The organism is Actinomycetes bacterium, assembly GCA_022599915.1.
Classification (GTDB): Bacteria; Actinomycetota; Actinomycetes; order S36-B12.
Genome location: JAHZLH010000060.1, coordinates 1 through 18,615, shown reverse-complemented (window position 1 = coordinate 18,615; position 18,615 = coordinate 1). Strand labels below are relative to the sequence as shown.

Genomic DNA, 18,615 nt, shown 5'->3' with positions numbered 1-18,615 from the left:
CCGTCTGGAGTGACAATGCCGTGTCGATCGGAATCTGCATCGTTGCCAGTGGCGATGTCGTACTGATCGGCTTGTTGGATCAGTGAAGCCATGGCGTTGCGACTGGAGCAGTCCATGCGGATCTTTTCGTCCCAATCCAAGGTCATGAAGCGCCAGGTGGCGTCTACGACTGGATTCACCACAGTCAGATTCAGGTTGTGGGCTTCGGCTATGGCGCCCCAATACTCAACTGCTGCGCCGCCCAATGGATCTGCGCCAATGCGGACATCAGCAGATCGAATAGCCGCCAGGTCGACCACGTGGGGTAGATCGGAGACGTAGTGGTCGAGGAAGTCATACCGGTTCACATGGTCGGAGGCCAAAGCCGTGCTGAGAGAAACGCGAGCGACTCCGGCGAGGTTCTTGCCCAGGTAATCGTTGGCTCGGTCTTGAATCCAAGTCGTGATCTCAGTCCCCGCGGGGCCACCATCCGGTGGGTTGTATTTGAAGCCGCCGTCGCGGGGTGGGTTGTGCGATGGGGTGACAACTACGCCATCGCCTCGTCCCGGATCAGCCTCGGTTTTGCCGGAGTTGAAGCGCAAGATGGCGTGAGAAATTCCCGGTGTTGGGGTGTAGGAGTCGCGCGAATCGATGAGTACTGGGATCTCATTTCCCGCAAAAACCTCCACGGCGGTAGTCCATGCCGGTTCGCTGAGCCCGTGGGTGTCGCGGCCGAGGAATAGCGGTCCTGCGATTCCCTGTGAGGCGCGGTAGTCGCAGATGGCTTGCGAGGTGGCGGCAATGTGGTCATCGTTGAACGCCCCGTCGAAGGCCGAACCACGATGCCCAGAAGTACCGAAAGCTACCTGCTGATCAGGATCGGAAATATCTGGGTGACGGGAGTAGTAGGCAGTGATGAGGGCCGGCAGATCCACTAGATCGTCTAGTTGCGCCGGAGTTCCCGCTCGGTCGTCAGTGCTCATCGGTTCTCCTTGGTCTAGACCCATGCTGTCTGGCAGAATCCCGGGTTGCGAGTCGAGGGCGACTCGGTGCCCTGGCAACGTGGGTTGGCGCCTCCGGATATTCATTTGGCGGGTACCGTTCTATTGAGAGAGGGTGCCGATGCCGACGCAAGTGACTAAGGCTGGCGGGCGACGATCCGCCGAGAAGGAGCCCAGTCAGCCATCCGTCGGCTCAGTGGCGCTGTCGGTAGGAGTGGCCATTGGTCCGGCCCTCGCTGCTGTTGTCTGCTTGCGGCAGATGACCGGTTGGGCCGCCGGCGGCTCCATCCGGATCGAATCCGCAAGTGCAGCAGTCGTCGCAGTGGCTGCGCTCTTTTCAATCATCTGCGCGCTCTTCCTGGTGCGCTCAGTCTGGATTTGGTTTAGCGCGATCACGGTGGGCCTGCTAGTGGCACTGCCCACCTTGGCGGGCATTGTCCATGGCTATGACGAGACCACAGCCGTGCCAGCCGCAATGGGTGTTGCGGCCGCCGCGGGAGTACTGGCCGGTTACTCGCTACGGCCACTGCCGACCCGGACCTCGATAGTCGTACTGCTGGGCGTCATGGTTTGGCTGTCGATGGGTTTTGGTTTCGCTGACTTGCAGGGCGCCGATGTTCGAGGGCTCTACGATCGAAACCAGCGGGAGTGGCTGGGTGTGCTGCAACTCGCCGGGATCGCTGGTCACCCGAACAGCATGGGCCTTACCGCTGGGATGACGCTGCTGCTGCAGTTGCTCTGGTTACTGAGTTCCACGGTTCGGTCCGGTGCCCGAGTTCTGCTGTGGCTGGTCGGGCCAATCGCATCTTTGACTGCGCTGTTGTGGGCGCAAAGCCGGACCGCGTGGATCGCTACCGGGGTGGCAGCGGGAATTCTGGTTCTCACGTGGATCTTTAAGAGATGGACGTGGGTCCCCGGCGTGGTGTTGAGCCTAGTTGCGCTCGCGGTCGTGGTCCTGCCCTGGCGAGACTTCGGTTTGCATGGCAGGTGGTACGCATGGCAGGTCGTTCAAGAGTCCTTGGCAGACAACTGGCTCCTCGGTAGGGGGCCGTACCTGCTCAGTCCGGAGTTCTGGGACAGTTGGACGGCTACCGCTGGGGAGGTAGTGCTGTGGGAGCCAGCCCACGCCCACAATCAGTTCCTGGCCTCACTTGGGCTGCTGGGCCTTGTGGGTGTAGCCATTTGCCTGCTGGCCTTCTTCATCATGATCAGAATCGCTGGGAAGGTTCGCCTGGCAGATTTCGGCTGGACGATCTCAGCGGTCGCACTGCTGTTGTTGTATTCCGGCCCTGAAGTCACATTCGGTGTAGCCGACGTATCGGCCACATACCTGCCGGTACTGGTCCTTGTAACCGTTCTGGGTCTGGGCTGGCAGCGACGCGCGACAGCGTGAGTTGTCCGATCTAAGTAGTAACCCAATCGCAACGGGGCCGAGCAAATCCGGCCCAAATGCTCGGGTACGCTACGGACGATCTCAACAAAAAGGACAAAAGTGTCTGGCAAAAGTTTGCGTCTCGTCGTTGCCTTAGGTGGACTCGCTGTCGTACTGCTCCTGTCTTCGTGTTCTTCGGACACCCAAGCGGAGCAAGCCGAGCCGGTCAATGCCGCGACCGCCCCAGCCGAAGACGGGATCCGAGTAGGGCGAGCGCCAAATGCTCCCTTTGTAGTGTCGGCGAACGATCTAGGGGTTTTCTCGGGTACGACGCAGCCTACGATTCCTAACAAGTCGTATGTGAGTACCTGCGTCCCCAAGTGGGCCACGGATAACCCGGAACCTGGCAAGTACTCCTGGGGTCAGACTGATGAGTTCATCAGTCGTGCTGAGCAATGGGGATTCACCGACATCCTTTCCGCCTTCTGCATTACGCCCCAGTGGGCGGGCAAACCCATCGAAGGCGAAGATCGCTCCGTAGTAAGTCCGGGGGGCGCTGCGCCGCCGAAGAGCTTGAAGGACTGGCGCACGTATCTGGAAGCCGTTGTGAAGCGCTATCAGGGTCGAATCTCGGGCTACAGCGTCTGGAATGAGCCAGCTTCACCGCAGTTCTTCACCGGAAGTCCGAAGCAGTTGGCCAAGATGACCCAGATCCTCTATCAGGTAGTCGAGAAACAGGACCCCGAGGCCTACGTGCTCACCGGTGGGATGCAAACTCATACCCAGCCTTACCGCGACTATTTAGAAGGCTACTTCGCAGAACTGGCCAAACTTGATTGGCCCATCGACGGATTCTCCGTGCACCTGTATCCACCGGCGGGTGGCACCCCGGAAACTCGAGTGGAGCGGATCAAGTGGGTCCAGCAGGTGGTTGATGGTCTCGGGGCTCCCGCAGACCTGCCGATCTGGGACACCGAGGTCAACTACGAGGTGAGCCAACCCGGCGGTGAGCCGGATGGGCGAATCTCCGGTCAACGTGCCGCAGCCTGGACAGCTGTTTCATTCCTCGATGGCTGGCGCACCGGGATTCGAAGGACGTACTGGTATCTGTGGACGGCAGAGTATTACGGTTTCCCTGGCATCCAGATGCGCCCCGGGGACCCCGCTACTCAGGCGATGACGACCCTTGCGAACTGGGTGATCGGAGCGGAGTTCCGCGGCTGTGAGGTGGCTGATCGCTTGGTGGACTGTAGTTTCGCCAAGGATGGAGACTTCCGAATCGCCTATTCCACTTCCGGAAATGTCGAGGTCACTTTAGACGGGCCAGCGGAAATCTGCCCGGTCTACGGCGGCGACTGCACCCAGGGCGCTGTTTCAGTAAAAGTGAACGACACGCCGGTTCGCATCGTCCCAGGGGATGGCTGACGGCTCCTTAGACTGCCGTGGTGCACGCAGGCCGTGCTAGCACGGGTTGTTTGCACCAGGTAGGTGCAGACCGCTTTTTGGGCGGATCCCAAAGCGGAGATATGCATACTTGGGAAAAGCGGCTAGAGTCGAGATCCCTTGGAGGTTGGGATGAGTATTCGCGCGAGAGTTCAAATCGGATTGGCCGCGGTGTTGGCTATTTTCTTGGCTGCCAGTGTCGCGACGACGCCGGACGCCCGAGCCGGAGGGAAGGTCAAGCCGGAGGTCTTTTCCTTACACGCCTTCAGTAGCCAGCCGGGTGTGCCAGGTAGCTCGCTCCGGTTGAACTGCACGCCGCTGTGGCGAGACGTACAGCCACAAAAGGGCACCTTTGTCTGGGACGAGTTCGACAACGTCGTCAGCCGGGATCGGGACTCTTGGGGCTACGGCGACCTGATGTATGTTCCCTGCGGCACCCCGGAGTGGGCTGGTGGCGCGGTGAAGCAACCGAACAAGGAAGTTCGCGGCTTCAAGTCGACCGCTCCCCCGAAGAAGATGAAGTTTTATGAGAAGTTCATGACCAAGGTTGTGAAGCGCTATAAGGGGAAGATCCGGTACTACCAAACGTGGAATGAGATCACTAGCCCGCAGTTCTTCCAGGGCAGTCCAAAACAGGCCGCGAAGATGACCAAAATCCTGCACAAAGTGGTCAAGCAGAATGATTCGAAAGCCAAGGTTGTTTCGGCAAGTGTGCAAACGCACACCTCCGCATATCGGCAATATGGCTCTGACTACCTTCGGGAACTCAACAAGCTCAACTGGCCGGTGAAGTTCGTCGCAGGTCACTTCTATCCACTGGACAAGGGTGGCCCGGATGCGCGCGTGAAACAGATCCAGCAGTTCAAGCAGACCGCAAAGAACGCCGGCATGCCGAAGAAGAAGAAGATCTGGGATACCGAGGCAAACTTCTGGACCTCGGTGGTTGATCCGAATCCGGCCGGGAAGGTGCGCGGCAAGAAGGCCGCGACCTACTTGGCACGCAACTTCCTTGACACCATCCGGCTCGGGCTCAAGCGCTCCTACTGGTACCACTGGACCGTGGGGAATCAGGACCTGAACTTCCCAGGAGTGCAGTTGCGCACGGGGGATCCCGCGACAACAGCGTGGCAGACTCTCTACGGGTGGATCGTCGGCACCAAGTACCAGGGTTGCGACACCAAGGGCAAGCTAGTCCGCTGCAACTTCAAGGGCAGTGATGGGAAGTTCCAGATCGCCTTCACCACCAGCGGCAAAACCAAGATCAAGACCAAGGGCAAGGAAGCTTGCCCGGTCAACGGCGGTACGTGCCAGACGAACAAGAAGACCACGATCAAGACGCTGCCGAAGCGGATTGCCTAGCCAGGAACTGGAAATCCTGGGTGGTGCCCCGATCAGGAGGTCGCCGCTAGCCGATCCCTGGCTGGTGGCGGGCCCTACTGCTCGGAAACGCTGACTGTGGTTCCGCGGTCTGCTGACTCCAGTGCCGCTTCAGCAACGGCCAGCGTATGGGCTCCCTCGGCGAGGCTAACCACCGTGGCCGCCTCGCCACGTACCGCTCGCAGGAACTGGTCGTGTTCCGTCATAAGCGGCTCTGGCTTGGAGAAGGCGTACCGAATCATGTCGCCCTCGCTGACACCCCGAAAGCCGGCCAGCCGAGACCACTCGCTGGGTACTGATCCATTGGCGTAGTAGGTGAGGTCAGCGGTGAGAGTGTCGGCGACAAAGGCTCCCTTGTCACCAGTGATCACAGTCAGTCGCTCCTTCAGCGGTGACAGCCAGTTGACGAGATGGCTGGTCACGGTGCCATCTCGCAGTTGCCCTGTTATCGATACCAGATCCTCATGGGGTCTTCCGGAACGATGAGCGGTGCGGGCCGAGACCGCAGCGAATGGCTGTTGGGTCACCCAGGTGGTGAGATCGATGTCGTGGGTTCCTAGGTCTTTTACGACGCCCACATCGGCAATTCGCGCCGGGAAGGGGCCTACCCGACGAGTGGCGATCTGGTAGATCTCACCAAGTTCTCCATCGGCGAGACGGCGTCGGGCTTGTTGCAGCGCCGGGTTGTATCGCTCGATATGACCCACACCACCGACAAGACCGGCGGCGGCAAAAGTATCGACGAGTTTCGTTGCCTCAGCAGAGTTAGCCGCGAGGGGCTTTTCGATGAAGGCGTGGACCCCCGCCGCAGCTAGTTCCATGGCGATATCGAAGTGATAGGCGGTAGGGACCGCAACGACGCAGTAGTCCATCCCACGATCGATCAGTTCGGCAACCGATCCGTCTACGGGTAGATCACCTGCAACACCGTGAGTGTCGCCCACTGGGTCGGCAACGCCGATGAGATCGACGCCGTCGAGCTCGCGCAACACTCGAGCGTGATTACGTCCCATCATTCCCAAGCCGATGAGGCCTGCCCGCAAGTTTGTCACGCCATCTCCTCGGCGACTGAGTTCACAGCCGCAACAATAGTCTCAAGATCATCTTGGCTGAGCGACGGATGGACCGGGAGCGAAATCACCTGTTCCGCAGCTGTGGCCGTGTGAGGTAGATCGGTGTCTAGCCCAAAGGTTGGCAGGGTATGGATCGGGACCGGGTAGTAGACCCCCGATCCCACACCAGCAGCGGCAAGTCGTTCGGCGAATGTGTCTCGGTCACCGGCCACTCGGATCGTGTACTGGTGATACACGTGAGCGGCGTCCGCTGCGACCGGTGGCACGGTCACCCCCTGCAGGTGAGCATCCAGAAACTTGGCGTTCTGCTGTCGCTGTTCGGTCCAACCCGCCAACTTGCCCAGTTGCACTCGCCCAATAGCCGCGTGGATATCCGTCATGCGGTTATTCAGCCCAGCGATCTCGTTGTGGTAGCGCTTTTCCATGCCCTGGTTGCGCAGCAACCGGGCGGTACGGGCGAGTTCTGGATCGTTGGTGACGATCATGCCGCCCTCACCGGCAGTCATGTTCTTAGTCGGGTAGAAGGAGAACGCGGCCGCGTTTCCCCAGGCTCCGACCGGGCGGCCATCAAGAGCCGATAAATGGGCTTGCGCCGCATCTTCGAGGACCTGCAGTCCCGCATCGTCAGCGATAGCCATGATCTGGCGCATCTCGGCGGGATGGCCGTACAGGTGCACCGGGATGATGGCCCGGGTTCGATCAGTGATGGCCTGTTCGATCTGGCCGGGGTCAATAGTGAAGTAGTCCGGCTCAATGTCGACGAATACCGGCGTTGCGCCGGTGATCGCTACGGCGTTGCCGGTGGCTGCGAAAGTAAAACTCGGAACGATGACCTCGTCGCCGGGACCTATGCCCATGGCTAGTAGCGCCAGATGCAAAGCGCTGGTCCCGGAGTTCACCGCAATGCACTCCCGGCCCGCCACAACTTCGGCGAACTCCTCCTCGAAGGCGGCAACCTGGGGTCCTTGGGCGATCATGCCGGAACGAAGGACTGCGTCCACGGCAGCGCGCTCGTCGTCGCCAATCAGCGGGCGGGCAGCAGGAATCACGAACTCTCCTCTATCTCGGGAACTAGTCCCTCCGTAGTCTCACGATACGTCCTGTGGGTCTCGGGGCACTCCCAGCGACCCGCACCGGCTGCCGTGAGCCGATGACCCGTATGTCCGACCCAGCCGAGTTGTCGCGCCGGGACGCCGGCCATCAACGCGAAGTCCGGTACGTCCTTGGTTACGACTGATCCAGCGGCGATCAGCGCCCAGCTACCGATCGTCACAGGCGCAACGCACACCGCTCGCGCTCCAATCGATGCACCGTCACCGACCTGAACGCCCACCGGTTTCCAATCTGCAGCCGACTTGGCGGAACCATCCGGGTTGACCGCCCGAGGGTTGTGGTCGTTGGTGAAAACTGCAGCGGGGCCGACGAAGACACCGTGGCCGAGTTGGGCCGGTTCATAGACCAGTGCGTAGTTCTGGATTTTGCAGTTGTCGCCGATCGACACGCCTGAGCCGACATAGGCACCGCGACCAACGATGCATTTCTTACCCAGCACGGCGTTCTCGCGCACCTGCGCCAGATGCCACACGCGGGTGTCTTCGCCAAGAACCGCAGAGTCGGCTACGTCGGCACTGTCAACGACTTGGTCGGCCATGTGCTCATTATGCCCGGCAACGGATACTGCACTTCGTCACCGTCAACGGGGATCGAGTTGTTGTTCCTAGCCGCTTGGTTTCACGAGGCGGTACGTCCTTGGCAGATGTTCAGTCGATGTTCTCACCTGCTCGCTCTCGAGCTGCTTTTTCGGCGACTTCCAGAAAGCGGGCCCTGCTGAGTACGCCACCTTCCCGACGGATCTCATCGTCACCGATGAGCAGCAGCCGATCAACCTTCACCCAGGAGTCGCGGCCCGCAATGTCCCAGTCGCCAGCCCCGAGCAGGACCCAGCCTTGCTCGCCACGACGGTCACGACTGGACAGCATCAATGCCACCAGGCCAGCCCCTTGCTTCGGTCGGCCGATCACCAGCAGCGGTCGATCCTTTCCGCGTCCTGGGTCCTCTTGGTAGGGGACCCAAGCCCAGACGATTTCGCCAGGGTCCGGCTCGGAATCAGGGTTTGGGGCGTAGTCCCACCTGAAGCGACCGCGGTAGGTGGAAATAGTCACTGCACTAGTCCACGTCCAAATCCCAGACCTTGACGCCACCGATGATTCCTGCGGCGTTGGGCACCACCAAGATCGAGCCCCCGACCTGCTCAAGGTCGGTCTGTGACAACTTGATGCTGTTGCCGCCCCCCAAATACAACCGGTCCCACTCGAACATCGGTTGCAGGCCGATCAGCACATCCCGCACCCGCTTTGACCAGGCCGAGTTCCCCAGGCGGCGTCTGGAGGCGTCTCCGATGTAGGTGTCGTATATCCGGGCACGGCGAACTGGTGAGCGGGAAACCTCGATGTGGGGCAGCAGCCTGCCGTTATCGAAGATTGCACAGCCCAGTCCAGTGCCCAGGGTGAACAGCACCTCGAACCCGTGGCCGGTGATTGCCCCCGCTGCGGCGACCTCAGCATCATTGAGCACGACAGTGGGCATTCCCAGTGCCGTAGCTAGTTCAGTGCGAACGTCAAACCCGCGCCACGCGGCTTCTTGCTCCGGGAGGATTTCACTGTGCGGCCCGCGGACGGTGATGTAGTGAGGAGTCGAAACTACTTTCCCGTGGCGAATCATGCCCGGCATGCCCACCGTGGCGCGATCTGCGGTAGGGAGTCGCGCGGCCAACTTGCTGATGATGCCAACGAACCGCTCCGGCGGTAGCGGGTAGGGAGTTCGCACTCGCACCTTGTCAGCCAGCATCTGACCTGCGGTGTCGAGCACGGATCCCTTGATGCCGGTGCCACCGCAGTCAATCGCCAGGGTCTTCGTCACGGCTCTATCCTGCCGATCTGGATCAGTTGTTGCATGCGCTTGCTTGACCCGAGGCCGGCTTTTCGCCCCACTGAGCTCGAATCTCTTGTGGTGCCAGTGCTGTGCCAGTCGAACGCCGGGGTACGCTACTGGCCCGAACGAGCGTCGGCAATTCCTCATGGATTCGGACCCGGTGGCAGCCGAGTCGTTTGCTCCAACTAGCCTTGAGCGGGGTACAGATCGAGGGGAGGGGCCGTGCGCGTTTTCGTGCCTGCCGAAACCCGGCAAGGTGAGCGCCGTGTCGCGATGTTGCCCGATGTCGTTGGACGACTCACGAAATTGCAGCTTGAAGTTGCAATCGAATCTGGGGCAGGAGAGGCCGCTTTCGCTAGTGACGATGCCTACCGCGCCGCAGGTGCCGATGTGGTCGCGGCGGGTGATGGTGCCGCTGGCGTCGCGGCGGCAGATCTCACCGCGAGCGTGCGACCGTTGCCCAAGGAACTGGCCAGTCAGGTCAAGTCCGGCGCGGTGGTGTTGTCGTTTTTGCAGCCCGGGTCTGACCTGGATTTGATTCGCACCATCAGCGAGCGACAAGCGTCCGCGCTGTCTTTCGATCTGATCCCCCGGATCTCGCGAGCCCAGTCAATGGATGCGCTGACCTCGCAGGCGCTCGTGACCGGCTATCGCGCCTCGCTGGTGGCAGCAGAGTTGCTACCCAAGTTCTTCCCGCTGTTCATGACCGCTGCCGGCACCATCCCCCCGGCGAAAGTGTTGGTACTCGGTGCGGGTGTGGCGGGGCTGCAGGCCATCGCGACGGCGAAACGGCTGGGTGCCAAGGTTTCTGCCTACGACGTCCGCCCGGCTAGTGCTGATGAAGTGAAGTCGATGGGTGGCACGTTCATCACCCTCGACCTCGACGTAATTGAAGGATCCGGTGGCTACGCCCGCGAAATGAGCGAGGATCGAGCGGCCCGGCAGCAACAGTTGCTCGCCCCCTACCTCGCCGAGTCCGACGCAGTCATCACGACTGCAGCCGTTCCCGGTCGACAAGCACCGCTGCTGGTCACCGAAGAGATGATCGCCGGCATGCGACCCGGCGCCGTCGTCGTTGATCTCGCCAGTGAAAGTGGTGGAAACGTCGCTGGTTCACGTCCCGGTGAGGTTGTCGACCAGGGCGGCGTACGGATCTGGGGAGCTCAGGACGTGGGGAGTTCCATGCCGGTACACGCTTCGCAGTTGTACGCCATGAACGTGGCCGCCGTCACGACTCTGATCACCGATGACGGGCAGATCCATTTGGACGTTGATGATGAGATCGTGGCTGGTGCAGCGGTGGTGCTGAACGGTGAGGTACGTCAGCCGATCGCACGTGAGGCCCTGGGATTGCCCGCCCTCGCGGAACCAGACTCCGAGGGAGCAGCATGATTCAGACAGTGCTGAGCGTGGTGGCCGAAGGGTCGGCTGATTCCGAGGCCTACAGCCAATTGGCGCTGCTCACCATCTTCGTACTCAGCGTTTTCCTCGGCTTCGAAGTCATCGCGAAAGTCTCGGCGATTCTGCATACCCCGTTGATGTCCGGGGCCAATGCCATTCACGGCATCATCTTGGTCGGCGCGATCCTGGTTACCGCCACGGCAGAAGAGACGCTGCCACTGGTTCTGGGTACTGCCGCCATCGTGCTCAGCGCAATCAATCTGGTTGGTGGCTTCGTTGTCACTGACCGCATGTTGGAGATGTTCAAAGGTAAAGCGGCCGACGGCACCGACGGGGGGTCCGACTCATGACCGCGACGCCGCTGTGGGTTCATTTGGCCAACTTGGTAGCAGCCGTTCTCTTCATTTTGACCCTCAAGGGGCTATCGCACCCGCGTACAGCACGACGCGGTGTCATGCTTGGCGCGCTCGGTGCCCTGATCGCCACCGTGGTGGTGTTCTTCAACCGCGAGGGCTGGCCGGGGGATATTCCGGTGCGCAACCTGGTGCTCATTCTGGGCGCGATTCTGGTTGGCAGTCTCATCGGTTTGGTCGCTGCTCGGCGAGTGGAAATGACGCAGATGCCGCAGATGGTGGCGCTGTTCAATGGTGTCGGTGGCGGCGCGGCCGCATTGGTGAGCGTCATCGAGTACCTGGAGTCCGCGACCGAGAACAAGGCGGCACTTGCCGCAACCGTGTTCACCGTGATCGTTGGTTCAGTCTCATTCAGCGGATCGATTGTCACTTTCCTGAAACTGCAGGAGTTGATCACTACCCGACCGCTGGTGCTGCCCGGCGGCAAGTACATCACCATGTTGGTGGCTGCTGCCGGAATCGTGGGTGGGATCTGGCTAGTCGTTGACCCGCAGACCTGGCTGCTGATTTCCCTGCTGGTGCTGTCGTTGGTCTTCGGTGTGCTGTTCGTACTGCCAGTCGGCGGAGCGGATGTCCCGATTGTTATCTCGCTGCTGAATGCCTTCACCGGTCTCTCAGTTGCGGCGGGTGGCTATGTGTTGGGCAACGTACTGCTCATCGTGGCAGGCACTTTGGTAGGCGCGTCCGGAACCCTGCTTACCCGACTGATGGCCGAGGCCATGGGGCGGCCGCTGACGAACACGCTGTTTGGTGCCTTCAGCGCATCGGCCAGTTCGGCCGGAGGCGGGGGGTCCGATCGACCGGTCCGTTCGGGTACTCCCAACGATGTGGCCATCATGCTCGGCTATGCCAACAAGGTCATCCTGGTGCCGGGCTACGGATTGGCAGTGGCCCAGGCGCAAAGCACGCTGCGAGAGTTGGCGGACTTGTTGACGGAGAAGGGCATCGACGTGGACTACGCGATCCACCCGGTGGCGGGTCGAATGCCCGGGCACATGAACGTGCTGTTGGCCGAGGCGAATGTGCCGTACGAGCAGCTGAAAGAGATGGATGAAATCAATCCGGAATTCCCGGATGCTGACGTCGCGCTAGTGGTTGGCGCGAACGACGTGGTCAATCCAGCCGCCAAGACCGACCCGACTGCACCGATCTACGGGATGCCCATTCTGGACGTGAACTCCGCGCGCCAGGTGGTCTTCTTGAAACGCTCAATGCGCCCCGGGTTTGCCGGTATTGAAAACGAACTGCTCTTTGAACCCAAGACCACACTGCTGTTTGGTGACGCAAAGGATTCGCTCACCAAGGTCGTCACCGCTGTCAAAGAAGTCTGAATTGACGCTTCGGTGAAGTTCTCTGACGCCGACGAAGCGACCATGCGGCAGGCGCTGAAGTTGCTCGTGGGGCCTTTCCAGGATGTGCCGGTTGCGGCGCTAGTTGTGGATCCTGATGGGACGGTTATCGGTTCTGGCGTGAATGAGCGGGCAGGCGACACCGACCCGACCGCACATGCGGAGATTCGCGCGCTGCGAGCTGCCGGTGAGTCGCGGGGTAGCTGGCGGCTGGACGGTTGTTCGCTCGTCGCCACGTTGGAGCCCTGCCCCATGTGTGCCGGTGCCGCGGTCAGTAGCCGAGTTGATCGGATCGTCTTCGGGGCCTACAACCCCGACTACGGTGCCTGCGGTTCGTTACTGGACATCCCGCGAGATCCACGAATGCCGCATCGCCCGGAAGTCATTTCTGGAGTACTGGCGGCGGACTGCGGCGAATTGGTCTCGAACTTCTTTGCGCAGCAACGGATGCGAGGGGACGAATAGCGGCCTCCGGCTGCATCGGCGTAGGCCACGCCCGGTATCCTCGTGGGCGGTGGCGTGTCCGAGCGGCCAAAGGAGCACGATTCGAAATCGTGTGAGGTGTCAAAGCCTCCGTGGGTTCAAATCCCACCGCCACCGCGTTGACCGGTCCGTCAGGTTTTTGCCTGGCGGACCGGTTCCTTGTCGGACGTCGAATGGCGAGTTGCCGTCCTCGTGATTCAGCCCCGACCGAGCAGCCCTCGCCGCGGTAGATCAACCCAACGGTTTCCGGGCTATTGATCGTTTGTTCCGGCCGGGAGTTCCAGATCCATGGCTGTTGCGATAGCCGCTGCGGATCTTCGGCCGTCGTGGTGCCGTTCCGCGAATGCTCTACCGGCGATCGTGAGTTCGCGACGGAGCTCGTGATCGGCGACTAACTCGCGTATCGAGTCTTCCAAGGTCGCGGCGTCAATCGCGATCAGCGGCACCTCCTCACCGTAGGCTGCGAGCGCCTCCGGGCCAGGATCTGTGACCAATGCTGCTCCGGCGGCCATCGCTTCGATACCGGCGACGCCAAGAATTCCCATGCCGAGTTGATCAACAAAGATATCCGCCTGACTCATGATCGCTGGCACTTCCTCATGGGGAAGATGTTCGTAGCGCGCGTACCGGATGACTCCCTCACCAGCCAGGCGGCGCAGGACTGGGTCAATGAGATGCGTTCCCTTGAGCAAAGAGGAGGAGGGCAGGTGAACCACCAGGGGTGGCAGATTGCTCTCTTCGTTGGCGTGGTCGGATGGGAACGGAAAGTCCGCGAGATTCACCACTACCGGCACCCACTGCGCGCCAGCAGTCGTGCCCAACAGATCCGGGGTGCTGACCATCACCGGCCCTTCCCAGTTCGCCAGTTCTTCGTGGACGATCCGGGTGCTGTCTCGCAGGGTTTCGGTGAGGTCTGCGGCGGCAGGATTGGTGAAGGGTGAGTCGTGGTGGGTCCTGATGTGGATGTCCGGGCGGCGAATATCTGACCCATGGAATATGAGACCGACGCGATACCCGGCGTCCCGCAGGATGCGCGCTTGCCGAAAACCCGATCGCCGCGAGGGAATGCGAGCGGGGTCGGCGGCAGCCAGGGGTGCGCCCGACTCGAGGATGATCGCTTGCGTCTTCGTCACGAGATTGAGCAGACCGCTGGTGCGGCGATCTAGCGAGTTGAGTGATTGTTCCGGGATGGTCAGGTCTGCCGGGTAGGCGAAGAACCGGTCGCTGCTGCCGATCTCGACTGACACCGCGTCAACTCCGGCGGTTCGAAGGGAACGAGCCCAGGCGTACGCCTGTCCGGCGCTGTTCTTTGGCCCGATGAGGAGTTGCGGCGAGGGTGTGGCTGCGTCGCCAGGTGCCCCGATCGCATCGGTATAGATCGCGGCGAGTCGTTGCTCCTGCGCCTCCCAGGTCTGCGGGTCTGTCAGTTCGGTAGTGATTTGAGACCGATACTTGTCCGGATTCTCGATCACCTTGCTCAATGCCGCGGCGAAGTCTGCTGGGTCAGCAGGCTTGCTTGTTTCGCCGATCCTGGCGTCGCGGATGAACTCGCCAACCACTCCGAGATCGGTCGCCACGATCGGCAGGCCAGCTAGGAGGTACTCCCGGAACTTGGTGGGCAGCGCCAGACCGTGATTTCCCGAGGGGCGATGCGGTGCCAATCCGATATCCGCAGTGCGCAGGTACGACGGAACCTTGTCTGCCGGAACGTAGTCGACCTGATGGAATCGATGGGCAACCCCATCGGCCGCCGCTTGCTGTTGCACGTTGCGCAACTGGCGTCCCTTGGGGCTGACGGTGACCAGATGCGCGGTTGGCAAGTACTTCAGTGCCGCAACCGCGTCGGACAACCCGCGGATTTCGGAGATGATGCCGACGTAGACCAGCAAGGGCGCGTCCGCTGGTACGCCGGCGTCTGAGCGGATGTCTCGGAACTGTGAGTCGATGCCCGCGCGTGGCGCGTTCTCGATGACAACCGGGGTGGTGGGTAGCTGAAACTCTTTCACCATCATGTTGGCGATGGTGTCGGAGACGGTGATGTTGACGTCAGCTTCGTCAATCATCTGGCGCTCGAGAGCTGAAAGCGCTGCCGTGTGGTACGCATGCGGCCGCTCCATGCCGGGAGTCCACTCGTGGGCGTCGTAAATGACCGGTACTGCCAGACCTTGGTTGCGCATGCGGTTACGAGCCCGCGCCGCAATTCCGAGCAGTGAAGGGTCGTGGACGTGGATTGCGTGCGGAAGAAGCACGTCCAAGGCCGGTCCGAATTGTTCTTCGAGATCGCCGATGACCGGGTAGGCGCTCTCCGGGTCAGCATGGGAACGCTTTCCCAGCAGTCGGTTGGCCTTGCGCTGGTGGTACCGATTCCGTTCAGCACCGGTAGTAAAGGACTCTTTATTGTCCCGATATACCGAGCGACGCCAGCGCGCCAGTCGGTTGCGAACCCGACTCTGGAACGGAACTCGCTCCCCCGGCTGCAGCATGTCTCGCTCCCGCTGCGACCGGCGTTCTGCTGTCATATCGGCCGATTCGCCGGAATAACCAATAAGTCGAGTGAGCGGGGATCCTGGTGGGGCATCACGTTGCGAGCGAATAGTGGTCGGGCGCACCGGCAAGCGGATGACCACGGCGTTGCCAACGAGAAACCAATCTCCGTCGGGCACGTCATCTGGCGCCCTGCCGAGCAGGATGGACTGATATCCAAAACGCGCCAGCGAGTCAGCAACTTTCTGTACTCGGGAGTCACCAACCACGGCGTTCTGGACTAGCGAGACAACCGTCTTTGGTCGGGCTTGGCGATCAAAGAGAAACCGTGGCGTTGGCGGGCGCATTAGTCGGAGCGGATCGAGAAGATCGTGAACGGCCTGCCGGGAGACCGGGACACCTTTTTCGTTGAGCTCTGCCAAGATCCCGGCGGCGGTTTCCTGGTCGGCGAGAACTGCTGTGTCGGGGAGCCATTCGCTGAGGATTTGGGCGAACGGCTGGCTTTTGACGTCGGCGCACACGACTGCCTGCACCTCATCGAAGTTCGCGTCATCGATGATCTGGTGCAACTTCTGCTCGGCCCAGTGCGGCTTGTCGTCCGGGTTCAGCCGCCCAGTTCTGCCGCTCCGTTTGGGCGCCGTGGGTACGCGCACGGTCTCGACTGGTCCCCATTTCGCCAACTTCTGGTTGACGGTAACGTTCTTCTTCGCCGTGAGTAGCAAAATCATGCGGTGGCCATCCGGATCACTCGATCGACAGCGGGAGCGAGTAGCTGCTCACGGGACAGCCGCTCGCCGAACTCCTGTGCTGCACGGAACCGCGTGCCATCATCGTTGCGCCCGTCGGCGATTGCCGCTCGAATCGCGGCGATGACGGCGTCGGCGTCCGTGGGATCGGCGGGGTGGATCCGGGGGTAGTCCTTCAGCACCCGCATGGTGTCGCTAGCCGGGCTGACTAGTGCCGCGATGGGAAGTCCGGTGGCCGCGTACTCGTACGGTTTGGCACCGGTGACGAGTTCGCCACCCTGCTTGCCCAGCAGCAATGCGTCCAACTGAGCGTATTTGCCTGGAAGCTGGTTTCGCGGAAGCTGCTGCCGCCACTGGACGTTCGCCGCTGGTTCCAGTTGTTTCCTGGGGGTCGGATTGATTCCGTTACCAAGTGAACCCAGCAACTGCAATGGGGCCAGTTGCTGGTCGGTGTCCGTGATCTGCTTCCAGGCAAGCAGCACCGACTCGAGCGGGAACTGCCCTGCGACCGGCCCGACGTGGCCAACCCGCAGCGGATCAGCTGACGGGTTCGCGATCTCGGCCGGTTGAACTGACGCAGTGTCCCAGCCGTTCTCCACGACTCGGATCTTGTTTGCTGACTCGGTGAACCGACCCCCGATCATTTCCGCGATCGGTGGATTCACGAACCAGATCTCCGCGCAAACGGCGAGCCATTGCTGAAAGAGATTCTCCCGCCGAGCTTGCTCGTCGGATTGCTCCCGCGTGCGCAAATCTAGGATGGCGCAGTCCCGGTCATCGAGAATAATAGGTACCCCTGTGGCTAGGCCGAACTGCGCAGCTACTTCCAGGCTCACGTAGGGGCTACCCGAGCCGATCACCAGGTCCAGCGACTTCTGCCGCTGGATGGCGTGGAGCATCTGGGTGGCTCTCGGCAGCCAACTGCCGGTGTCTGCCTCCGGAAATCGCTGACGCGCGTTCTCCCACTTTTTGACACGAGCGGGTGAGGCTGAGGCTCGCCCAGCGGACCAGTCGTTCACCATGGGCCAGGAGGTTTCCGGGAAGAACGGGACCCGATGCAGACTGATCCGCGGGTCTATCCGTCGTTCTACTTCGAGGTCGGCTCCGTAGTGCAGCAGGAAGGCTTCGCGGCTGGCGGTGACCACGCTTACATCGACACCGGCCGCTGCCAGGCCATTTGCCAACGCAAGCGGGCGGTACGCGCCAGTCCCTGGGAAAGGTGGAAAGCCCCAGCAAACGATGGCGATGTGCGGCGGGGCTGCTGACACCGTCCGAGTATGGCACAGCGCGCCCTCCCCGCTAGGTTCACCAACACGGCTTCGGTCGCGAGTTCGCGGTACCCCGCCGACTGCACTTGTGAGCCGCGGGCACCGCTCCGGTTCGGCCCTTGGTCGCAGGTCCGCGGGAAGATCAGCGTCCCGGTGGTGATTGCTGGGCGGCGTAGCCACGCAACTGCTCGGCGACGAAGCGGCGTGCTCGCGGTGGAAAGGCCTCGCTGTTCCCACCCAGGTGAGGGGTGATGAGTACACCAGGTGCCTGCCACAACGGGTGATCCGGTGGCAGCGGCTCGGGGTCAGTAACGTCCAGGGCGGCACGCAACCGACCCGCCGTGGTTTCTGCGGTCAGTGCGGCAGTATCCACCAAAGGTCCCCGGCCGACGTTGACCACCAGCGCGCCATCCTGCAACTGGGCGAGGCGCTTAGGCCCCAGGAACCCGGTTGTCTGCGGGGTGAGGGGCAGCACCAGGATCACGATGTCGAAGTGGGCTAGGTCCCGGTCAAACTCGATCAGACTCTTTGCGCCTCCCGAGGCGCTGCGGCTGAAGGCGGTGACCTCCGCCTCGAACGGCGCCAAGCGTGCCGCGATTGCTTGGGCTACTGGCCCCCAGCCGACGATGGCAATCCGACTATCCGCCAAGGTGCGGCGGCGTTCATGTCGCCAGACGCCCGCGGGCAGGTCACGCGCGGCGATATCGATTCCCCGCTGGCTGGCGATGATCAGACCGACGGTCAGCTCTGCCGTACTGGTGTCATGGACTCCCGCGGCTCGTACTAGTCGAACGCGGGGGCTGAGGATCTCCTGGATGCCTTCTACTCCGGCCGTCAGCGTTTGCAGCACCTCAAGATTTGGCATCTGCTGCGCCAGTTCTATGTCGCTCCATTCGCACAGGTAGGGCGGGACGTAGTAGTTGACCTGGGCCAATACCTCGGGCTCGGGCCGGGGTTGGCCATTGTCGTAGTTGGAGTAGGACAGCCCGGTCAGGGTGGGCGGGTTCAGCCACTCCGGGAGAAGCACCACCTTGTCCGTCATGTCGCACCTACGCTTCGGGTTACCATCGCTGGTTGAACTTGCGGTGCTGCAATATCTTGCAGCTACACCTTGCGGAGTGCTGCAAGCCTAGAGAGGAGCAAGGGATTTCGCCCGAAGTTGGCGGCTCGCGGGCGGTGACGCCTGCGGTCGAGGTGGCGGAGGATGCGGGATTCGAACCCGCGAGGGGTGTTGCCCCAACACGCTTTCCAAGCGTGCGCCATAGGCCACTAGGCGAATCCTCCGCTCACGAGGG

At 61.7% G+C, this 18,615-nt stretch carries 16 protein-coding genes and 2 tRNA genes; 8 read left to right on the top strand and 10 right to left on the bottom strand.

Annotated elements, in window-relative coordinates; all coding sequences use genetic code 11:
- Positions 1-962, bottom strand: a 962-nt coding sequence (locus K0U62_09800) for a phosphoglucomutase (protein ID MCH9801805.1), incomplete at its 3' end; no start/stop codon positions are given.
- A 139-nt stretch (positions 963-1,101) separates the two neighbouring features.
- Here K0U62_09800 and K0U62_09795 point away from each other — a divergent pair.
- The 3 genes from K0U62_09795 (at position 1,102) to K0U62_09785 (ending at position 5,154) form a co-directional block, all read left to right on the top strand.
- Positions 1,102-2,373: an O-antigen ligase family protein gene (locus K0U62_09795; protein MCH9801804.1), complete on the top strand. Its 1,272-nt coding sequence runs from the start codon at positions 1,102-1,104 to the stop codon at positions 2,371-2,373.
- 99 nt (positions 2,374-2,472) lie between these two features.
- Entirely contained in the window at positions 2,473-3,777 is a 1,305-nt protein-coding gene (locus K0U62_09790; GenBank protein ID MCH9801803.1) for a hypothetical protein, read from the top strand.
- Between the two features lie 150 nt (positions 3,778-3,927).
- Positions 3,928-5,154 (top strand): hypothetical protein, encoded by a 1,227-nt coding sequence (locus K0U62_09785; protein MCH9801802.1) that lies wholly within the window; start codon positions 3,928-3,930, stop codon positions 5,152-5,154.
- Between the two features lie 74 nt (positions 5,155-5,228).
- Here K0U62_09785 and K0U62_09780 read toward each other — a convergent pair whose 3' ends face one another.
- From K0U62_09780 to K0U62_09760, 5 genes are all read right to left on the bottom strand, one after another.
- Positions 5,229-6,224 (bottom strand): Gfo/Idh/MocA family oxidoreductase, encoded by a 996-nt coding sequence (locus K0U62_09780; protein ID MCH9801801.1) that lies wholly within the window; start codon positions 6,222-6,224, stop codon positions 5,229-5,231.
- Positions 6,221-7,294: a DegT/DnrJ/EryC1/StrS family aminotransferase gene (locus tag K0U62_09775; GenBank protein ID MCH9801800.1), complete on the bottom strand. Its 1,074-nt coding sequence runs from the start codon at positions 7,292-7,294 to the stop codon at positions 6,221-6,223. Before K0U62_09775 ends, K0U62_09780 begins: the two co-directional genes overlap by 4 nt.
- A complete protein-coding gene (locus tag K0U62_09770) occupies positions 7,291-7,896 on the bottom strand; it encodes an acetyltransferase (protein MCH9801799.1) in 606 nt (201 codons plus the stop codon). The genes K0U62_09775 and K0U62_09770 overlap by 4 nt, the downstream gene beginning before the upstream one ends.
- Positions 7,897-8,005: 109 nt before the next feature.
- Positions 8,006-8,500 (bottom strand): type II toxin-antitoxin system PemK/MazF family toxin, encoded by a 495-nt coding sequence (locus K0U62_09765; GenBank protein ID MCH9801798.1) that lies wholly within the window; start codon positions 8,498-8,500, stop codon positions 8,006-8,008.
- Positions 8,412-9,164 carry an ROK family protein gene (locus K0U62_09760; protein ID MCH9801797.1) on the bottom strand — a complete coding sequence of 251 codons (753 nt, stop codon included), beginning with the start codon at positions 9,162-9,164 and terminating at the stop codon, positions 8,412-8,414. Before K0U62_09760 ends, K0U62_09765 begins: the two co-directional genes overlap by 89 nt.
- A gap of 234 nt (positions 9,165-9,398) precedes the next feature.
- Between K0U62_09760 and K0U62_09755 the strand changes: the two genes are divergently transcribed.
- The 5 genes from K0U62_09755 to K0U62_09735 all read left to right on the top strand — a co-directional run bounded on the left by K0U62_09755 (position 9,399) and on the right by K0U62_09735 (position 12,939).
- Positions 9,399-10,568, top strand: a complete 1,170-nt coding sequence (locus K0U62_09755; GenBank protein ID MCH9801796.1) for an NAD(P) transhydrogenase subunit alpha — start codon at positions 9,399-9,401, stop codon at positions 10,566-10,568.
- Positions 10,565-10,927, top strand: a complete 363-nt coding sequence (locus K0U62_09750; protein ID MCH9801795.1) for an NAD(P) transhydrogenase subunit alpha — start codon at positions 10,565-10,567, stop codon at positions 10,925-10,927. The genes K0U62_09755 and K0U62_09750 overlap by 4 nt, the downstream gene beginning before the upstream one ends.
- Positions 10,924-12,321: an NAD(P)(+) transhydrogenase (Re/Si-specific) subunit beta gene (locus K0U62_09745; GenBank protein MCH9801794.1), complete on the top strand. Its 1,398-nt coding sequence runs from the start codon at positions 10,924-10,926 to the stop codon at positions 12,319-12,321. The genes K0U62_09750 and K0U62_09745 overlap by 4 nt, the downstream gene beginning before the upstream one ends.
- Positions 12,322-12,363: 42 nt before the next feature.
- On the top strand, positions 12,364-12,804 hold the full coding sequence (locus K0U62_09740) for a nucleoside deaminase (protein MCH9801793.1): 441 nt from the start codon (positions 12,364-12,366) through the stop codon (positions 12,802-12,804).
- Between the two features lie 48 nt (positions 12,805-12,852).
- Positions 12,853-12,939 (top strand) — tRNA-Ser (locus K0U62_09735).
- Positions 12,940-13,073: 134 nt separating this feature from the next.
- Here the strand turns inward: K0U62_09735 and K0U62_09730 are convergent.
- The 4 genes from K0U62_09730 to K0U62_09715 form a co-directional block, all read right to left on the bottom strand.
- Entirely contained in the window at positions 13,074-16,034 is a 2,961-nt protein-coding gene (locus tag K0U62_09730; protein MCH9801792.1) for a glycosyltransferase, read from the bottom strand.
- Positions 16,031-17,320, bottom strand: coding sequence for a hypothetical protein (locus tag K0U62_09725; GenBank protein MCH9801791.1), 1,290 nt, complete (start codon positions 17,318-17,320; stop codon positions 16,031-16,033). Before K0U62_09725 ends, K0U62_09730 begins: the two co-directional genes overlap by 4 nt.
- A gap of 142 nt (positions 17,321-17,462) precedes the next feature.
- Positions 17,463-18,362 (bottom strand): dihydrofolate reductase, encoded by a 900-nt coding sequence (locus tag K0U62_09720; GenBank protein ID MCH9801790.1) that lies wholly within the window; start codon positions 18,360-18,362, stop codon positions 17,463-17,465.
- A gap of 153 nt (positions 18,363-18,515) precedes the next feature.
- Positions 18,516-18,604 (bottom strand) — tRNA-Ser (locus tag K0U62_09715).
- Positions 18,605-18,615 lie beyond the last annotated feature (11 nt).

Coding starts and splice junctions, on each gene's coding strand:
- K0U62_09740 (MCH9801793.1), top strand. CDS start 12,364: ATGCGGCAGGCGCTGAAGTTGCTCGTGGGGCCTTTCCAGGATGTGCCG.
- K0U62_09730 (MCH9801792.1), bottom strand. CDS start 16,034: ATGATTTTGCTACTCACGGCGAAGAAGAACGTTACCGTCAACCAGAAG.
- K0U62_09745 (MCH9801794.1), top strand. CDS start 10,924: ATGACCGCGACGCCGCTGTGGGTTCATTTGGCCAACTTGGTAGCAGCC.
- K0U62_09750 (MCH9801795.1), top strand. CDS start 10,565: ATGATTCAGACAGTGCTGAGCGTGGTGGCCGAAGGGTCGGCTGATTCC.
- K0U62_09785 (MCH9801802.1), top strand. CDS start 3,928: ATGAGTATTCGCGCGAGAGTTCAAATCGGATTGGCCGCGGTGTTGGCT.
- K0U62_09720 (MCH9801790.1), bottom strand. CDS start 18,362: ATGACGGACAAGGTGGTGCTTCTCCCGGAGTGGCTGAACCCGCCCACC.
- K0U62_09795 (MCH9801804.1), top strand. CDS start 1,102: ATGCCGACGCAAGTGACTAAGGCTGGCGGGCGACGATCCGCCGAGAAG.
- K0U62_09770 (MCH9801799.1), bottom strand. CDS start 7,896: ATGGCCGACCAAGTCGTTGACAGTGCCGACGTAGCCGACTCTGCGGTT.